This is a genomic window from Microbispora triticiradicis (assembly GCF_005864065.1).
GTDB lineage: Bacteria > Actinomycetota > Actinomycetes > Streptosporangiales > Streptosporangiaceae > Microbispora > Microbispora triticiradicis.
The window spans coordinates 397,290-414,799 of record NZ_VANP01000005.1; the positions used below are offsets into that span (position 1 = coordinate 397,290).

The 17,510-nt window shown below is 72.2% G+C and carries 14 protein-coding genes; 3 read left to right on the forward strand and 11 right to left on the reverse strand.

Going from position 1 to position 17,510, the window contains the following annotated elements:
* Positions 1 to 206: 206 nt before the first annotated feature.
* The gene (locus FED44_RS15910) at positions 207 to 1,034 is read left to right on the forward strand and encodes a peptidoglycan recognition protein family protein (protein ID WP_138461139.1); all 828 of its coding nucleotides are present in this window, start codon (positions 207 to 209) and stop codon (positions 1,032 to 1,034) included.
* Positions 1,035 to 1,100: 66 nt separating this feature from the next.
* Here the strand turns inward: FED44_RS15910 and FED44_RS15915 are convergent, their stop codons facing one another.
* From FED44_RS15915 to FED44_RS15930, 4 genes are read right to left on the reverse strand one after another with little or no spacing between them, the layout of a single operon-like run.
* Positions 1,101 to 2,357, reverse strand: coding sequence for a nucleotide sugar dehydrogenase (locus FED44_RS15915; RefSeq protein WP_138461140.1), 1,257 nt, complete (start codon positions 2,355 to 2,357; stop codon positions 1,101 to 1,103).
* A 33-nt stretch (positions 2,358 to 2,390) separates the two neighbouring features.
* A complete protein-coding gene (gene rfbB / locus FED44_RS15920; protein ID WP_138461141.1) occupies positions 2,391 to 3,368 on the reverse strand; it encodes a dTDP-glucose 4,6-dehydratase in 978 nt (325 codons plus the stop codon).
* Positions 3,365 to 4,432, reverse strand: a complete 1,068-nt coding sequence (locus tag FED44_RS15925) for a glucose-1-phosphate thymidylyltransferase (RefSeq protein WP_138461142.1) — start codon at positions 4,430 to 4,432, stop codon at positions 3,365 to 3,367. Before FED44_RS15925 ends, rfbB begins: the two co-directional genes overlap by 4 nt.
* 37 nt (positions 4,433 to 4,469) lie before the next feature.
* Positions 4,470 to 4,985, reverse strand: coding sequence for a GNAT family N-acetyltransferase (locus FED44_RS15930; RefSeq protein ID WP_117410616.1), 516 nt, complete (start codon positions 4,983 to 4,985; stop codon positions 4,470 to 4,472).
* A gap of 243 nt (positions 4,986 to 5,228) precedes the next feature.
* Here FED44_RS15930 and FED44_RS15935 point away from each other — a divergent pair, with 243 nt between their 5' ends.
* Both FED44_RS15935 and FED44_RS15940 read left to right on the forward strand, forming a co-directional pair.
* A complete protein-coding gene (locus tag FED44_RS15935) occupies positions 5,229 to 6,203 on the forward strand; it encodes a glycosyltransferase family 2 protein (protein ID WP_138461143.1) in 975 nt (324 codons plus the stop codon).
* Positions 6,200 to 6,934: a WbqC family protein gene (locus FED44_RS15940; RefSeq protein ID WP_138461144.1), complete on the forward strand. Its 735-nt coding sequence runs from the start codon at positions 6,200 to 6,202 to the stop codon at positions 6,932 to 6,934. The genes FED44_RS15935 and FED44_RS15940 overlap by 4 nt, the downstream gene beginning before the upstream one ends.
* Here the strand turns inward: FED44_RS15940 and FED44_RS15945 are convergent.
* The 7 genes from FED44_RS15945 to FED44_RS37345 form a co-directional block, all read right to left on the reverse strand.
* Positions 6,901 to 9,156, reverse strand: coding sequence for a hypothetical protein (locus FED44_RS15945; protein WP_138461145.1), 2,256 nt, complete (start codon positions 9,154 to 9,156; stop codon positions 6,901 to 6,903). The genes FED44_RS15940 and FED44_RS15945 overlap by 34 nt on opposite strands.
* 328 nt (positions 9,157 to 9,484) lie before the next feature.
* Positions 9,485 to 10,189, reverse strand: coding sequence for a class I SAM-dependent methyltransferase (locus FED44_RS15950; RefSeq protein ID WP_138461146.1), 705 nt, complete (start codon positions 10,187 to 10,189; stop codon positions 9,485 to 9,487).
* A 19-nt stretch (positions 10,190 to 10,208) separates the two neighbouring features.
* Complete coding sequence (locus tag FED44_RS35810) at positions 10,209 to 10,607, reverse strand: GtrA family protein (RefSeq protein ID WP_167521488.1); 399 nt, start codon at positions 10,605 to 10,607, stop codon at positions 10,209 to 10,211.
* Between the two features lie 173 nt (positions 10,608 to 10,780).
* Positions 10,781 to 11,935: a dTDP-4-amino-4,6-dideoxygalactose transaminase gene (gene rffA / locus FED44_RS15960; protein WP_138461148.1), complete on the reverse strand. Its 1,155-nt coding sequence runs from the start codon at positions 11,933 to 11,935 to the stop codon at positions 10,781 to 10,783.
* Between the two features lie 110 nt (positions 11,936 to 12,045).
* Positions 12,046 to 13,185: an ice-binding family protein gene (locus FED44_RS15965; RefSeq protein WP_117410621.1), complete on the reverse strand. Its 1,140-nt coding sequence runs from the start codon at positions 13,183 to 13,185 to the stop codon at positions 12,046 to 12,048.
* 175 nt (positions 13,186 to 13,360) lie between these two features.
* Entirely contained in the window at positions 13,361 to 15,415 is a 2,055-nt protein-coding gene (locus FED44_RS15970; protein ID WP_167521489.1) for a DUF4082 domain-containing protein, read from the reverse strand.
* A gap of 421 nt (positions 15,416 to 15,836) precedes the next feature.
* Entirely contained in the window at positions 15,837 to 16,154 is a 318-nt protein-coding gene (locus FED44_RS37345) for a hypothetical protein (protein ID WP_117410623.1), read from the reverse strand.
* Between the last annotated feature and the right edge of the window lie 1,356 nt (positions 16,155 to 17,510).

Genomic DNA, 17,510 nt, shown 5'->3' on the forward strand with positions numbered 1-17,510 from the left:
GTCATTTCACGACATTCCCGTGATCACGGGACTGCCGTTTCGTGACCGGGGTGCGCCGTTTCCGCCACCGGGATGGCACAGACATTTCGGTTGACATGTGACCGGTTTCCCGGCGGCAGGAATATCCGCGGTGGTGGACGGGGATACCGAAGCCGCCTCCCGCCTGATGCGGGCCCGCGTGGGCCCGCGCCCACCCGGGAGGACGGATGCCAGCGATCTCGCGTCGCGCGTTCCTGTCGTCGGCGTACCTGTCCGTGGCGCTGCTGTCCGCCCAGGGCGGGATCACCTCACTGGCCGGGCCCGCCCTGGCGGCCCGCGGCCCCCGGCGCCCGCGCGTGTACACCCGCTCGGAGTGGCGGGCCGACCCGCCCGCGAGCAAGGCCGATGTGCTCGACCGGGGCCCCGACCGGCTCGTCGTCCACCACACGGCGACGGCGAACACCGGCGCGGCCGACCTGGAGGCGGCCTTCCGGCTGTCCCGGGCGATCCAGCGCTACCACATGCGGCGCAACGGCTGGGAGGACATCGGCGAGCAGTTCACGGTCAGCCGGGGCGGCTACGTCATGGAGGGCCGCAACCGCTCGCTGCCGGCCGTAGAGGCGGGCAGGCACGTGCTGGGGGCGCAGGCGGCCGACCACAACGACCACACGCTGGGCGTCGAGACGGAGGGAACCTACACCTCCTGCCTGCCGCCCGCCCGGCAGCTGGCCGCGCTTACCTCGCTGCTGGCGTGGCTGTGCGACGCGTACGAGCTCGACCCGCGCGTGGCCATCGTCGGCCACCGCGACCTCAACCGGACCGCCTGCCCGGGCGACCGCCTCTACGCGTACCTGCCGCAGCTGCGGGCCGACGTGGCGCGCCGTCTGGGCGGCCGGGCGCCCCGCCGCCTCGCTGCCGCGCCACCGTGGCCGGCGCTGCCGGACGGCTCCCCTGACGGCCACGGCGAGAGTGTGGCGCTCGTCGGCGACCTGCCGTTCGAGCACGGCCCGGCGGTCGGCCCGCACGACCTGACCCGGCACCCCCGCGTCCTCTGACCGGCACCGCCGCCCCGGCCTCCCGGCCCGCTCTCGTGGCGGCGGGCCGGGAGCGGAGGCGCCGCGTCAGAGCCGCTCGACGTTGGGTCCCCGGCAGCGGTTGCGGGTGTCGAGGACGAAGGCGCTCTCGCGCCGGATCATCTCGTAGTCGAAGCAGTCGTGGTCGGTGAGGATCACGACGGCGTCGGCCGCGGCCGCCTCCCGCGCCGACGGCTCGGCGATCCCCACCCCCTCGGCCACGAACGCGAGGTCGACGTGCGGATCCGCCGCGTACACCCGCGCGCCCAGCCTGCGCAGGAGCCTCGCCACCTCCAGCGCGGGAGACTCGCGGCAGTCGCCGGTGTTCTTCTTGTACGACAGGCCGAGCAGGAGGACGCGGCTGCCGTTCACGGCCTTGCGCCGGTCGTTCAGCGCCAGCACCAGCCGGTCGACGACGTGCGCGGGCATGTGGTCGTTGACGTCGTTGGCCAGCTCCACGAACCGGAAGTTGTGCCCCAGACTGCGCTTGACCTTCCAGGACAGGTACGACGGGTCGATCGGCAGGCAGTGGCCGCCGACCCCTGGCCCCGGGGTGAAGCGCATGTAGCCGAACGGCTTGGACGAGGCGGCGTCGATGGCCTCCCACACGTCGATGCCGAGCTGCCTGGCGAAGACCGACAGCTCGTTGACCAGGGCGATGTTGACGTGCCTGAAGGTGTTCTCCAGGAGCTTGCACAACTCGGCCACCTGCGGCGAGGACACGGGGACGACGCGCTCGACGACGGTCTCGTAGAAGGCGCGGACCCGCGCGAGGGCGGCGTCGTCGAGGCCGGAGACGACCTTCGGCGTGTTCTCCAGGCGCCACCGCGCGTTGCCGGGGTCGATCCGCTCCGGGCTGTAGCCGAGGTGGAAGTCGCCGGGAGCGCGCAGGCCCGACCCCTCCTCCAGGATCGGGCGCAGGTACTCCTCCGTCGTCCCCGGATAGGTGGTCGACTCCAGCACCACGGTCGCGCCCGGCCGCAGATATGGGGCGAGCGACCGGCCGGCCGACGCGATGTGGCTGAGATCGGGCACGCCGTCGGTCAGCGGCGTCGGCACGGTGATCACACAGACGTCGAAGCCGTCGGCGTCGGCGTAGTCCGCGCTGGCCCGGTAGCGGCCCGTCCCGTGGGCGGCGGCGAGCGCGTCGTCGCCGACGTCCTCGACGTACGACTGACCGGCGTTGAGCCGCTTGACCCGCAGCTCGTCCACCTCGACGCCCACCACGTCGAACCCGGCCCGCACCGCGCGGACCGCCAGCGGCAGGCCGACATACCCCTGCCCCACCACGACCAGTTTCTCCATCAAGGACCCCCGTCCCCTGGCAGTTACGATGTCTCAGCCGCGGCGGTCCACGAGCGGGCGCCACCAGTCCTGGTGGTCCCGATACCAGCGCACGACGTCCGCGAGCCCCTCGTCGAACCCCGTCAGGGGCTCGTAGCCGATGGCCCGGATCTTTCCGCTGTCCAGCGCGTACCGCCGGTCGTGACCCGGCCGGTCGGGTACGCGCTCGACCATCTCCCATCCGGCGCCGAAGGCGTCGAGGATCCGGCGGGTGAGATCGAGGTTGCTCAGCTCGACGCCGCCGCCGATGTTGTAGACCTCGCCGGGCTCCCCCTTGTCCAGCACGAGCTGGACGCCCCGGCAGTGGTCGTCCACGTGCAGCCACTCCCGCACGTTGCCGCCGTCGCCGTACAACGGCACGGGACGCCCGTCGATCAGGTTGGTGACGAACAGCGGGACGACCTTCTCCGGATACTGGTACGGCCCGTAGTTGTTGGAGCACCTGGTCACCCGGACGTCCATCCCGTACGTGCGGTGGTAGGCGCGGCAGAGCAGGTCGGCCCCCGCCTTGGCGGCCGAGTAGGGCGAGTTCGGCAGCAGCGGCTCCGCCTCCGTCCACGTCCCCTCGTCGACCGAGCCGTACACCTCGTCGGTGGACACCTGGACGAACGTGCGCACGCCCGCCTCCAGGGCGGCCTGCAGCAGCCGCTGCGTGCCCAGCACGTTGGTCGTCACGAAGTCGCCCGCGCCGCTGATCGACCGGTCGACGTGAGTCTCGGCGGCGAAGTTCACGACCACGTCGTGCCCGGGGACCAGCTCGCGCAGCAGCGCCGCGTCGCAGACGTCGCCGCGCGCGAACGTGAAGGCGGGGCGGGTCTCCACCGGGGCGAGGTTGGCCGGGTTGCCGGCGTAGGTGAGCTTGTCCAGCACCGTGACCCGGGCGTCCTCGTACCCGGGGTAGGCGCCCGACAGCAGCGAGCGGACGTAGTGGGAGCCGATGAAGCCGGCCGCGCCGGCGACGAGGATCTTCACGCGCGCACCTGCACCTTGCTGTGGTCTCCGATCATGAGCTGGTAGGCGTTGGGCACCCCGGTCGCCTTCGTGACCTCCGCGTTGCGGCCGATCAGCGAGTGGGTCATGCCCCGGACGCCCCGGATGGCCGAGTCGGCCAGCACGATGCTGTAGTCCACCTCGGCGTCCTCGATCACGCACCCCTCGCCGATCGAGGTGTACGGCCCGACGTACGAGCCGATGATCTTGGTGTCGGTGCCGATCACCACCGGGCCGCGGATGACCGAGCCCTCCACCACGGCGCCGGGGGCGATCACCACCCGCCCGGTCACCTCCGACAGCCCGTCCACGGTCCCCGCGACGCCGGGCTCGACCGCCTCCAGCACGATGCGGTTGCACTCCAGCATGTCCTGCAGGCGGCCGGTGTCGCGCCAGTAGCCGGTGACGAAGTGGGACCGCACGCGGTGCCCGCTGTCGATGAGCCACTTGATCGCGTCGGTGATCTCCAGCTCGCCCCGCGCGGACGGCCCGATCGCGCGTACGGCCTCGTGGATCGCGGGCGAGAACGTGTAGACCCCGACGATCGCGAGGTCGCTGCGCGGGTGCTCGGGCTTCTCCTCCAGCGCGACGATCTCCCCGTGCGGGCCGAGTTCGGCCACTCCGTAGAACTGCGGCTCGGCCACCCGGGTGAGCAGGATGCGGGCGTCGCACTCCTCGGCGCGGAAGGCGTCGACCAGGCCGCGGATGCCGCCGACCAGGAAGTTGTCGCCCAGGTACATGACGAACGGCTCGCCGGCCAGGAACTCCCGCGCGACGAGGACGCAGTGCGCCAGCCCGAGCGGCGCCTCCTGGGGGATGTAGGTGACGTCGAGCCCGAACGCCGAGCCGTCGCCGACGGCCGCGCGGACCTCCCGGCCCGTGTCGCCGACGATGATCCCCACGTCGGTGATGCCGGCGTCCCTGATCGCCTCCAGTCCGTAGAAGAGCACCGGCTTGTTGGCGACGGGGACGAGCTGCTTGGCGGAGGTGTGGGTCAGCGGGCGCAGCCTCGTGCCCTTGCCGCCCGCCAGGACGAGTGCCTTCACCGCTGTCCGCGTCCTTCCGCGGCACCCCGTGGGCGGCTCATCGCGGCTCACCGCGGAGCAGCGAGTAGAGGACCTGGTCGTGCCAGCCGCCGTCACGCCACTGGGCCCGCCGCAGGACACCCTCACGCGTGAACCCGATCTTCTCCACCGCGCGCTGCTCGCCGATGTTCTCGACGTCGGCGAAGCACTGGAGGCGCTCGGCCCGGGTGTGCGCGAACAGGTAGTCCGCCAGCAGGCGCTGCGCCTCGGTGCCGATGCCGCGGTTGCGGTAGCCGGTGAAGACGCAGATCCCGATCGTCCAGCACCAGCACGTCGTCTCGGGTCCCCAGGCCGTCTTCCACCAGGCCACCCACCCGGCCGTGTCCCCGCCGGAGTCGACGGCGAGCCGCCCGTAGTCGTCGCCGAGCAGGCCGTCGTCCGCGAACCGCCGGCGCAGCGCGCCCGAGTGGCGGTATCCGTACCACTGGAATTCGCCCCGCGCCTCGGGCGTCGCCCGTTCCGCTTCGAAAACGTCGAGGTCCGCCTCGCGGACCGGCCTCAATGTGACGTCCATGATCTCCCCTCACATACGGGAGCCGCGCGGAAGGAACGGAATGTCCGGCGCCTTTTCTCCCGGGCGGGGCCGCGGGAATTCCATCCGGCCGCCCGCCAGTCGCCAATGCTATGCGCGGACCAGCGCGAAGCCGGCGGGCCACATTGGGAACAAGCGTGAAAGGTGCGGATCGGATTTCTCAATATCCCGCAAATTCGGATGTGCGGCACGAGGAGGCCGGCAGCCGCTCATCACAATGACGCCATGACCAACGTATCCGTTGTGATTCCCTGCTACCGATCCGCCCGGACGCTGCCGGCCCTGGTGGAACGCCTTCTCGCCGTTCTGCCCACCGCCGCGGACCTCTTCGAGGTCGTGCTCGTCGTGGACGGCTCGCCCGACGACACGTGGGAGGTGGCCCAGGGCCTCGCCGAGCGGCACGGCAGCGTCCGCGCCGTGCTGCTGGCCCGCAACTACGGACAGCACAACGCCCTGGTCGCGGGCATCCGCTGCGCGCGCTACGAGGTCATGGTGACGATGGACGACGATCTGCAGCATCCGCCGGAGGAGATCCCCCGGCTCCTGGCAGGCCTGGAGCCCGGCCTCGACATCGTGTACGGCGTGCCGAGCGGCGGGACGCACGGGCGAATTCGCGATTTCGCCTCCAAATCCCTTAAGTGCGGGCTTTCCGGGCGGTTCGGCGCGGAGAACGGCGCGGACATCTCCGCGTTCCGCGCCTTCCGGAGTTTTCTGCGGGAGTCGCTGGACGGCGTCGGGGGTCCGCACACGCAGATCGACATCGCCTTCTCGTGGGCGACCACCCGGGTCGGCACCGTACAGGTGCGGATGGACAGCCGGCTGGCCGGCCGCTCCAACTACACGCCCGCGATGCTCGTCCGCCACGCGATCGGCGTGTTCGTCGGCTACAGCACGCTCCCGCTGCGCCTGGTGACCTATTTCGGCCTGCTGACCGGAGCGTTCGGCATCGTCCTGCTGACGGTCTTCCTCTGGACGTACTGGTCGGGCGACAGCACCGTCAAGGGCTTCACCTCGACCGCGTCGATGATCGCGTTGTTCGCGTCCGCCCAGATGATCGCGCTCGGCATCATCGGGGAGTATCTCGGCAGGATCCACGTCGAGAGGATGGGACGCCCCACCTACATCGTCCGCAGCCGGGCCGAGAGCGGTGCGGCGCAGCCGATGACGGTGACGGGCGGCCCGGAGGGGTGGAGCGCGTGAAGCGGGTCGCCGTCGTGCAGTCGAACTACATCCCCTGGAAGGGGTACTTCGACCTGATCGCCCACGTCGACGAGTTCATCCTGTTCGACGATGTGCAGTACACCGACAGGGACTGGCGCAACCGCAACCTGGTCAAGACGGCCGCCGGTCCGAAGTGGCTGTCCGTCCCGGTACGGCGGGGCCCGCGCGGCCGCCTGATCAACGAGGTGGTCGCGAGCGACCCGGACTGGCCCCGCGCGCACTGGCTCCTGCTCGCGCAGACCTACCGTAAGGCCCCCTGCTTCCAGGCGGTCGCGCCGGTGATCGAACGGCTCTACCTCGGCTGCCGCCACGACCGGCTGTCGGACATCAACCGGCACTTCCTCGAAGGGCTGCTGGACGTGCTCGGCATCCCGGCGCACCTGACCCGCGCCGAGGACTACGCCGCGACCGGCGCCAGGACCGAGCGGCTCGTGGACCTGTGCCGCAAGGCGGGCGCCGACGAGTACCTCACCGGTCCGGCCGCCCGCGCCTACCTGGACGAGAGTCTCTTCGACCGGGCCGGGATCGGGGTCCGGTGGTTCGACTACTCCGGCTATCCGGAGTATCCGCAGGCGCACCCGCCGTTCGACCACCATGTCAGCGTGCTCGACCTGATCTTCAACACCGGGCCCGCCGCCGCCCGGTATCTCAAGAGCGCCCGGCATCTCGAGAATGCTCAGTGCCCCGCGGCCGGGCCGGCGATCTCGTAGACGGCGAAGTCCCCGGAGCGGAACCGCGTGGCGGCGACGTCTCCGAGCCTCGCGCCGGGGACCGTCAGCCGCTCGTCCGCGAACAGCCAGCGCACCCCGTGACGGTCCCGCAGCGACCGGGCCGCCCGCCACGAGGGCGCGGCGAACAGCGCCTCGTTCGCCCGGAGCCGCTCGCGGTCCCAGAACGGCAGATACCAGAGCACCTGGCCCGGACTCCACCGGTCCAGGTTCGCCGTCGCGTAGGCCCATCCCTCGACGAGCACCCGCCGCTCGGTCAGCGCCGACACCCAGGCCGCGCGGCTGTCGCAGGGGCCGTCGACGCCGAGACGGCAGTGCAGGTTCGTCGCGACGACGTCGCCGGGGCGGGAATGGTCGCGCAGCCACCGCGCGGCGGTGACGACGCCCCGCGGCATCGCCTGGGCCTGTGCCGCCCGGTCGGCGTCCTCCGCCGCGACCACCGGAGCCTTGTACGTCACCGGAAGGACCCGGGTGAACCAGGCGGCCGGCGCGGCGAACGCCGAGGTCACCACGAGTGTGAGAGCGAACGGGGGCAGCGCGCCGCGCCGCGCGGCGGCCAGCGCGACCGCCGTCAGCGCCACGAAGACCAGCAGGGCGGCGTACGGCAGGGCGAGCACGCCGAGCGGCTCGCCGTCGGGCAGCGGGACCCGCACGTCGCACAGGATCCGGATGCAGTAGGCGGCGACGGCTCCGGCGACGGCGGCGCACAGGACGGACAGCGGCGACGTCCCCGACCCGCGCAGGACGGTGACGAGCCCGTAGACCGAGACGATCGCCAGATAGGGATAGGGCGCCTGGAGGAAGTAGATCTCCGACAGGCCGGGATGCCCGAAGCAGAGCGCCACGCCCAGCCCGGCCAGACTCATGCCGAGGGTCAGCACGACGGCGGGCCGGGCGAGCGCCCGGGGCCGGGTGAGCAGGCCGAGCGTCCCGCACCAGGCGACGGCTCCGGACAGGACGCACAGGAGGGTGAGCCCGAGGACCGTGGCCGCCGGCCCCGCGAGCGGCTTCCCGTCGCCGGTCACGCCGCCCCACGTCACGCGCATCAGGGACAGCGGGGCGGCCGTCGTTCCCCCGCGTACCCCGCCGTACAGGACGAACTGGGCGAAGAGCAGGCAGGCCGCGCTCATGCCCAGCGCGACCAGGGCCGGGCCGTCCGGGCGTCGGCGCCGCACCGTCCCGGCGACGGCCACCGCCGCCAGGCCCGCCGTGAGCAGGGGCAGGTACGTCGCCTTGGCCCCCATGACGGCGGCCAGGAAGATCCCGAGCAGGAGCCACTCGCGCGGGTTCCGCCGCCGGTTCTCCAGCAGCCGCCGGTTCTCCAGCAGATCGCTCAGCAGGAGGAAGACCGGGACGAACAGCAGCGCGCCGAAGGTCTGCGTGGGGCTCGACCAGGACTGGACCGGTTTCCAGACCAGCGCCCCGCCGACCGGGCCGATGTAGAGGTTCGGCGCCGCGACGAGGAAGACGGCGGCCAGGGCGGCCAGAGCTCCGGCCCGCGACCCGATCACGCGCCGGGCGGCCAGGCCCAGCAGGACGACGAGCGCCGCGATCATCGGCAGCATGCCGAGGCGGAACAGCAGGACCAGCGGCTCCACGCCGGTCACCCAGCTCGCCGCCGCGTAGTGGGCGTAGACGAACCAGTGGTACGGCAGGGGCTCCCCGGCGACGATCGGCATCGTCGGGGGCACGTGGTGCCGCAGCTCGCCGATGAACGCCAGGTGGAGGGGCATGTCGGGGTACGACGCCCCGAGCGCCGGCCAGGCGAGGGCCTGCGTGCGGAAGAAGTTGACCGCGCTCCAGACCACCAGGTAGGCGACGACGAGGGCCAGCGACCAGGACCACCAGATCGGCGACCGGGCCGCGGCCTGGGCGCTTCTCCAGTGGCGCCGCAGGCGGGGCACGAGGAGGAAGGCCGCGTACGTCGCGACCGGCCAGGCGAGGACGAGCAGCGGCGCCCCCACGGCCCTGGCCGCTACGTAGGCGAACACCTCCAGCGCGTATCCGAGGGCCAGCCCGAGCGCGACCTCCTCGCCCCGGGAGCGGTCACCCCGGTAGAGGGCCCGGACCAGCAGCGTTCCCGGGGCCGCGAGGCAGACGACGACGTAGCCGCAGAAACGTGCCGTGTCGGAGACGCGGACGCCGTAGCGGCTCAGCGCGGCCGCCGTCAGCGCGAGCACCACGACGGCCGGCGCCCATCTCACCAGCGTCCGCCGCGTTCGCCGCGTCCGCCGCGCCGGTGCGCCGTCCGCCGGCGCGGCGGCCATGAACTCCCGCGGCGATCCGAGCGGGCTCCGGGTCCGCGGACCTCCCCCGGCCGCGCCTCCCGCAGCCGAATGGACCAGCGTTCTCTCATCCGAAAGGGACGGGCCCGTCGCAGGGATTTCCCGAGGCGAGGTGTCAGCCATGCGTGCGATTCTCGCGGCGGCGGCAGTGCGTATTCGCCCGCGACCTCGTTCCGGGCGGAGTCCTTGACATTCCTTTGCGGCATCCCGCGCTACGGCCGGACAATGCGGGAATCGGGAATCGCCCTCAGAAAGACGAGGGACGGTGCGCCCGCACGACCAGGGTGACCCCGGGAAGCGATTTGACGGGCAGATATCTCTCCGCCGCGACCACCGCGCCCAGCCCCAGGTTGACCAGGCGCGGCACGTCCGTGACGTCGGAGCCGCCGATGCGCTTCCTGCGCCAGGCAACGATCGGCCGCATCAGCACGTTCCAGCTCCACATGCGGTCGACGACCAGCCCTGCCCCGCACAGCAGCGCGGCCAGCTCCTCCCGGGCGTACCGGCGGAAGTGGAAGGACGCCACGTCGTGTGCCGACCACAGGGCCATGTCGCACGGGACCGTGATCAGCGCCCGGCCACCCGGCCGCAGCACGCGCACCAGCTCGCGGGCGGCCGTGTGGTCGTCCTCGATGTGCTCCAGCACGTCGAACGCGAGCACGAGGTCGAAGGACTCGCCGGGCAGCGGCAGGTCGCACGCGTCGGCGTGGATCGCCCGCAGACCCCGCCGTACGGCCAGCTCGACCGCGGTCTCGGAGTAGTCGGCCGCCAGCGCGTCCCACCCGTGCTCGACCAGCACGCGGGTGTTGCCGCCGCCCGCGGCGCCGATGTCGAGCGCCCTGCCGGGCGGCCCGAGCCGCCGCAGCTCCCGGGCGAGCATGACGCGCCGCTCCCGATACCACCAGTGCCGGTCCTCCAGCTCGACCGTACGGCGGATGTCAGTGGCCTCCATGGCAGCCTTCCCCTAGCGATCAGTTCTTACGGCGGGACGGAAACGTCCAGAGTCTGTGCACGAGGTAGCACAGCGGCACGTTCACGACGATGACCAGCGCCTGGGCCACCATGATCGGAATCCCGGCGAGCTCCACCATGAGTGGAACGCCCGTGACCGACGCCGCCAGGAAGCCCAGCCCGACGGCGTAGAACCGCAGGTGGCCGAGCACCCAGGACGATCCGGACACGCGGAAGACCATCAGCCGATACCACGGATAGACCACGACCGAGGCGACGAAGTGGCTGGTCACGAGCAGGAGAAGGTACGGCACCCGGTGCCCGAGCGCGGCCAGTTGGACGCCGAGGATCGCGTAGTACACCACGGCCGACAGTGCGCCGCCGCCCAGGTAGAGCACGCGCCGCCGGTCGAGCGCCACGGACAGGACCCGGCGCGCGAGGTGACGGCGCCCCGCGGGCCGGCCGCCTCCGGCGTCCGCGCCGCGCCGGTCACCGGAGGTCGCGAGCGGCCGCCGAGTGTGACCCGGACCTGGACTTCGGGTGGGTCCCGGAGCTGATCCCGGCGCGAACCCGGCCGTGTTCCGGCGCACCGTCAGCGCACCTCGTAGCCGCGCACCGCGTCGACGACGCGAGCCGCGCCGGCCTCGCCGAGACCCGCGTACAACGGCAGCCGTACGAGCCGGTCCGCGACGTTCTCGGTGACCGGGCAGCCGCCGGGGGCCGCCCTGCCGTGCCGCGGGCCGGCCGGAGAGCTGTGCAGCGGCTGGTAGTGGAACGCCGCCTGCACGCCGTGCGCCGCGAGGTGGGCGATGAACGCCTGCCGGTTGCGCAGGTCGGGCAGGAGCAGGTGGTAGAGGTGCGCCGGATGCGCGCGGTCGCCGGGGACCGCCGGCTGCGCCACCCCGTTCTCGGCCGCCCAGTCCGCGAGACCCTCGTGATAGTTCCGCCACACCGCCTGGCGCAGCCGCTGGATCGCGTCGAACGACTCCAGCTGGGCGGTCAGCATGGCGGCGAGGACGTCCGAGGGCAGATAGCTCGACCCGATGTCGACCCACTGATACTTGTCGACCTGTCCCCGGAAGAACCGGCTGCGGTCGGTGCCCTTCTCGCGGATGATCTCCGCGCGCGCGGCGAGGGCGGCGTCGTTGACGAGCAGGGCGCCCCCCTCCCCGCACTGCACGTTCTTCGTCGCGTGGAAGCTCTGCGTCGCCATGAGCCCGAACGACCCGAGGGGCCGGCCCCGGTAGAGTCCGCCCAGTCCGTGCGCGTTGTCCTCGATCAGGGCCAGGCCGTGGCGTCGCGTCACCGCGCCGATCGCGTCCATCTCGCAGCCCACCCCGGCGTAGTGGACGACCACGACGGCCCTGGTCCGCTCGGTGATCGCGGCCTCGATCAGGCGTTCGTCGATGTTCAGGGTGTCCGGCCTGCAGTCCACGAACACCGGCACCGCCCCGCGCAGTGCGTAGGCGTTGGCGGTCGACACGAACGTGAACGACGGCATGAGGACCTCGTCGCCGGGCCGCAGGTCCAGCAGGATCGCCGACATCTCCAGGGCGTGCGTGCACGAGGTCGTCAGCAGGGCGCGGCCGGCGCCGGTCAGTTCGCACAGGAGCCGGCCGGCCCGCTCGGTGAACGGCCCGTCCCCGCAGGTGAACCCCTGACGTACCGCCTCCGAGAGGTAGGCGAGCTCGTTGTCCGCCACGTGGGTCCGGTTGAAGGGGACGGCCTTCGGGCTGGTTGTGCTCACCGCCGTAGTGAACAACGGCCCCGCGTCCCCCCACCGCCGCCGCCGCGCGTGGTTGGCGAAACATGGCGCAACCCTTACGGCGGCGGGGGCGGGGCCGGGGATCGGCCGGCCTACCGCGCGTTGACGACCTGCACCACCTCGTTGGAGGTGCTGGGCGCGAAGCGCACCCACGCCTCGGCCTGCGCCGTGAGACCGCCGAGGTAGACGGCGGTGATGTGGTGCTCCCCCACCGACAGCGCCGAGGTCGTGAACGTGGCGGGCGTGTCGGCGCCGGTCTGCATGCCCGTGCCGATGACGACGCCGTCGTCCTTGAAGAGCACCCTCCCGGCGGGTGCCAGCGTGCCGCTGCGGGGGCGGACCCGCGCGGTGAACGTGACCGGGAACTTCGCCTGGGAGGGGTTGGGCGAGGAGGTCAGCTGGGTCGTGGTGCCGGGGTCGAACGGCAGCATGACACGGGTCGGCGGCGGAACGACGGCGTTGATCTCGTTCGCGCCGTCACCCACGTTGTCGGCCTCGGTGGTGCCCTCGATCGTGACCGTGTTGTCGAGGAGGAGGGTCCGTCCGTCGACGACGGCGCCCTCCGCGACCTTGATCGAGCCGCGGGCCAGGACGGTGCCGCGGAAGGTGGAGTACGTCCCGAGGACGGCGCCCTCGGTGGCCTGCCAGAAGACGTTGTCCGCCTGCGCTCCGCCCGTCAGCGTGACGTTGCTGACCCTGGCCGTGGTCAGCGTGGCCGCGCGGAAGACGAAGACCGCGTCCGGGTTCCCTCCGGCGTCGATGACGAGCGTGCCGTCGATGCGGAACGTCCCGTCCGCCGAGTCGTAGACGCCGGGGGTCCTGCGGGTGCCGCCGAGCTCGGCGGGCACGGTGACGGCGGGGCCCCGAGCCGAGATGTCGTCGTACGCGGCGGTGGCGTCGGCCATCACCTGCGCCGCCTCGGCGTCACCGGCGTGGACGTCCCCCTCGACCACCCCCGGCGGGAAACCGGTGACGGCGGTGCCGGGGCTGACGTCGACGTCCCCGGTTATCAGGGTCATGTTCGTGCTGATGACCGTGCCCGCCGCGAGCACCGCCGTGTGCTCGGCGGCGCCGAGGTCCACCGGGGGCTGGTCCGCGCTCGCGCGGCCGTCCGTCACGACGAGGACGCCCGCTACCAGGGCCGCGACGAGGACCCCGGCAAGGGCCGCGTACAACCACACCGCGGTGGCACCGCGTGGGAGAAACCGGCGGTGACCGGCGACTGCCGCCATGAGAGGACTCCTCCTTCTCGGGGATCCGGCCCTGCCGCGTGGCCGTCCCGGACGGGACGATCGGCGCGGTGGCCTGCCCGCGCGTAAGCATTGGGTAAGGGACCGGCAGGGACACGGCCGGACACCGGGCCGGGGCGTTTCGTTGCCCGTTCTTTGCCCGGTGCCGGCCGTTCGTTCAGCTCTGCTGGAACACGACGTCGACCCAGTAGTTCGACGAGCGGAAGGTGCTGGACGGGAAGGTGTCGCTGGCGCTGTAGGCGTACACCCCGTTGCCGCCCGACGCGCCGTCGGCGGGCGCGGTCAGTGGCCCGTTGGTGCGCGGCGAGGTGAAGTACGGCCTGGTCACCGAGTAACGCCCCGAGGTGTGGTACGAGGCGACATAGGTGGTGCCCGCGGTGACGGGGACGGGGTCGGGGAAGTCGACCTGCTGCCATCCGGAGGCGGTCTCGTTCGTGAAGGTCGCGGTCGCCAGCTGTGTGCCGCCGGAGGTCCACAGGCTGCCGATGTGGGTCCCGGTGTTCAGCGGGCCCTTGTAGAAGCGGACCCCGGTGACCATGCCGCCGGTCGCGGAGGTGAACTTCACGCCGAGCACCGCGTCCTGGTCGTCGGGCTGGTTGACGACCGCGGGGGTCGCGGTGTTGTCCCAGAGCGTCTGCGCGGGGGTGAACATCACGTCGACCCAGTAGTTCGACGCCCGGTAGCTGCTGGTCGGGAAGGTGTCGCTGGCGCTGTAGGTGAAGACCCCGTTGCCGCCCGACGCGCCGTCGGAGGGCGCGGTGAGGGGGCCGTTGGTGTACGCCGAGGCGAAGTAGGGCCGGTTCATCGCGTAGAAACCGGACGTGGTGTGGTACGAGGCGATGTACGTGGTGCCGGAGCTGATGGCGACGGGGTTGGCGAAGTCCATCCGCTGCCATCCGGTCGCGGTCTCGTTCGTGAAGGTGACGGTGGCGAGCTTCTGGCCGTCGGACGTCCATAAGCTGCCGGTGTGGGTCCCGGTGTTCTGCGAGCCCTTGTAGAACTTGATGCCGGTGACGACGCCGTCCACCGCCGCCTGGAACTTCACGCCGAGCACCACGGCCTGCGGGTCGTTCCGTGACGCCTGGTCCGGGGTCACGGAGTCGCTCCACAGGCTGACGCTCGACACGCTCTGCACCAGCTCCGGCGAGGTGCTCGGGGCGAAGTGGATGACCGCCTCGCCGTCGAAGGTGTCGCCGCCGAGGTAGACGGCCGTGATGCGGTGCTGCCCGGCGCTGAGGCTCGACGTGGTGAGCCTGGCGGGATGCCCGTCGTCGTGGTAGTCAGTGCCGATGACCGTCGTCCCGTCCTTGAACGCCACGTAGCCCGCGGGGACGATCGACCCCGACTGCGCCTGGACGTTGGCCGTGAAGGTCACCGCGTCCCCGGTGTCGGACGGGTTGAGCGAGGAGGTCAGGCTCGTGGTCGTGGGCGGGTTGTTCGGCACCGTCACGCGGGTGGCCGGGGGGCTCGTGGTGCCCTGCAGGCCGATCGTGTTGTTCAGCGAGAACAGCCGTCCGTACACCGCGGCGCCCGAGCTCACCGACACCGCGCCGGAGGCGAGCACGTTCCCGCGGAAGGTGCAGAACGTGCCCAGCGACGCGGTGCCGCTGAGCTGCCAGTACACGTTGTCCTCCTGGGCACCGTTCACCAGGGCGATGTTGCTCACGCCGCCGGCGGTGAGGGTGGTGCCCCGGAAGACGAAGACGGCGTCGGGGTCGGCCTGCGCGTCGAGCGTGAGTGTGCCGTTGACGGTGAAGGGGCCGGTGGTGGAGTCGTAGACGCCGGGGGTCCTGGTCGTTCCGCCGAGGGCGGGTGGGATCGTGGCGTTCGGCGACATGGCCGTGATGGCGTTGTACGCGGCGACCACGTCGGCCTTCGCGCCGGCGGCCGCGGCGCCGGTCCGGATGGAGCCGCTCACGGTGCCCGGCGGGAAGCCGGTCACCGTGGTCCCCGGGCTCACCCCGAGATCCCCGGTGATCGAGGTGAGGTTGGTGTTCGTCACCGACGTCCCCGCCAGCACCGCGTACGTGTCCGCGTCGCCGAGCGTCAGGGACGGGTCGGCGCTCGCGCCGCCGGGGATCGCGACCCCCGGTGCGAGCATGGCGAACAGAGCCGTGAGGACGGCCGAGAGGCGGCGCCGTACGGTTCCGCCCGCGCCGGGACGGCGTCCGCGACCCGATGTCCGTACGGCGGGCTCCCGCCCGCGTTTCATCGCATTTCCATCCATTTCCTGACCTTTCTCGCATAATCGGGCGAATGCCACATGACCCTGCGCGTCGCAGTGGGACTTTCTATACGAACCGGCTCACGGAGCCGAGAGATGCGACGCGCAAACGATGACGCGAGGAAGGTCGCCACGGAATGGATGATTACCGCGCCGATAAACAGGATCTATATGCGGACGAAAAAGATCTACTAAATGCCCGCTCGGGTTGGATGGTACTCCCGGACCTTCGTAGGTTCCATACGGTCCACTCCTTTTGCTACGCCCGGCTCCGCTTTCATCGCATTTCCAGATACGCGATGCGGCTTTTGCGCCGGGCGTTTCCGGCCGCCCTGCCGTCGGCCGTGCGGTAGAGCCGGGGGTGGGCCGGGCGGTGGGCCGGGCGGGAACTCCGCCCGGCCCCGGACGGTCAGGACACGACGGCGAACGGACGGCAGTTGCCCGGCCAGGCGGGGACGCCGCCGGTGCCCGGGGCCGGGAAGACGGTGCACCGGGTCTGCGCCACCTGATCGGCGGTGGCCACGGTCACGTACAGGTCGTTGCCCGTGCCCGCCAGCTCGGCGTCCACCGAGGCGGCCAGCACGCCGGCGGGGTAGCCCGCGACGTGGGACAGGTCGTACCAGGTGTTCGTGCGTGGATCCCGGACCAGCGTCCGGCCGTCGCCGGGCACCCGGCCGAGGAACGTGAGGAGCGACCCGGGATTGCCGACGAACGAGGTCGAGTCCACGCTCGTCGTGGGTCCGGCGGGCCCGGGCGGCCCTTGCGGACCCGCCTTCCCCTCCGGTCCGGCCGGTCCCCGCGCTCCGGCGGGCCCGGGCGGTCCTTCCGGGCCGGCCTTCCCCTCCGGTCCCGCGGGTCCTTCGGCTCCTTCCGGTCCTGCGGGTCCTTCCGGTCCTTCGGGCCCTTCCGGTCCTTCGGGCCCTTCGGGCCCCATGGGGCCTTCCGGCCCGGGTGGTCCCTGCGGCCCCCGCTCGCCGGTCTCTCCCGCGGGTGCGGCCGCGCCCCGCTCCCCGGACGAGCCGGACGGGGCGGACAGGGCGAACGGGACGAACGGACCGGCGGGGCCGCCCGCTCCCGACAGCCAGGGCGGCGCGGACGGCAACGGCCGGATGGCGCGGCCCGAGTCTCGGGACCCGCCGTCGTCGTCCCACAGGGGCACGACTCCCGCCGGTCCGGCCGGCCGGGCCGGCGCGGCGGCCCCCGTCCCACCCGAAACGGCCCCCGCCCCACCCGAAGGCGCGGGCCGCGAAGCGGCCGCGGGGCCGTCTCCTCCGGCCGCGTCGTCCCAGGACCAGGGCGGTGCGGCGGTCACGGCGCCGGCCCCTCCCCGTGCGCCTGCACCGTTCGTCGCGCGTGCGCCGCGCGGCGTGCACGGCCGCTTCCTCGCCTTCTTCACGCCGCGGTCCGCCGGACCGTGCGGACGCCCGGGGGCGCATTCCGTGTCCGTCTTCGGCCCTCGCGGGCCGTGGCTCGCGGACGCGGTCCCGCCCGCCGCGAAGCGCGCGACCCCCGCGCCGGCCGGGGCGGCCAGAGCGGCCGGGGCGACCGGCGCCATACCTCCGCCGGCGATCATGCCGGAGACCACCGTGGCGACCACGCCGACTCCCACAGTGGCGACGGCACGCCGCAGTGCGCCCGCCCCGATGGGCGACCGCGACGTCGCTCCACTTTCCCGATTCACGCGAACCCGTCCTTCCAGCGAGAAATCCAGCTTCTGACGCCCGCTCCCGGGCCGCCGCGAAATCCCGGCCGACTCTTTTCCCTGGTAAACCGCCGCACGGGTGTTCCGGGGGCCGCGCGGCGGGAGGCGTGCCGATTCCACACCCATTCCCTGCCCCGCTATTCCACGGCGCTTTACCCGGGCCCGCGCCGGCGGCGCCCACCGGGCGTGCGAAATGCGAAACGGTGTCCGCCCTGCCGGGAACTCTCCGCTTCCGCGCATGCCGCCGGGCGATATTCGGTCCCCGCTATCCTTCGCTAGCCGTCCTCAGCTTAAGGCGTTCCGCCGCGCGAACCAGAGGTTGTACATGCCAGGCGAATGGAAAACAATCGGCGCTGCCCGGAAAACAGGATTTCCCCGCAC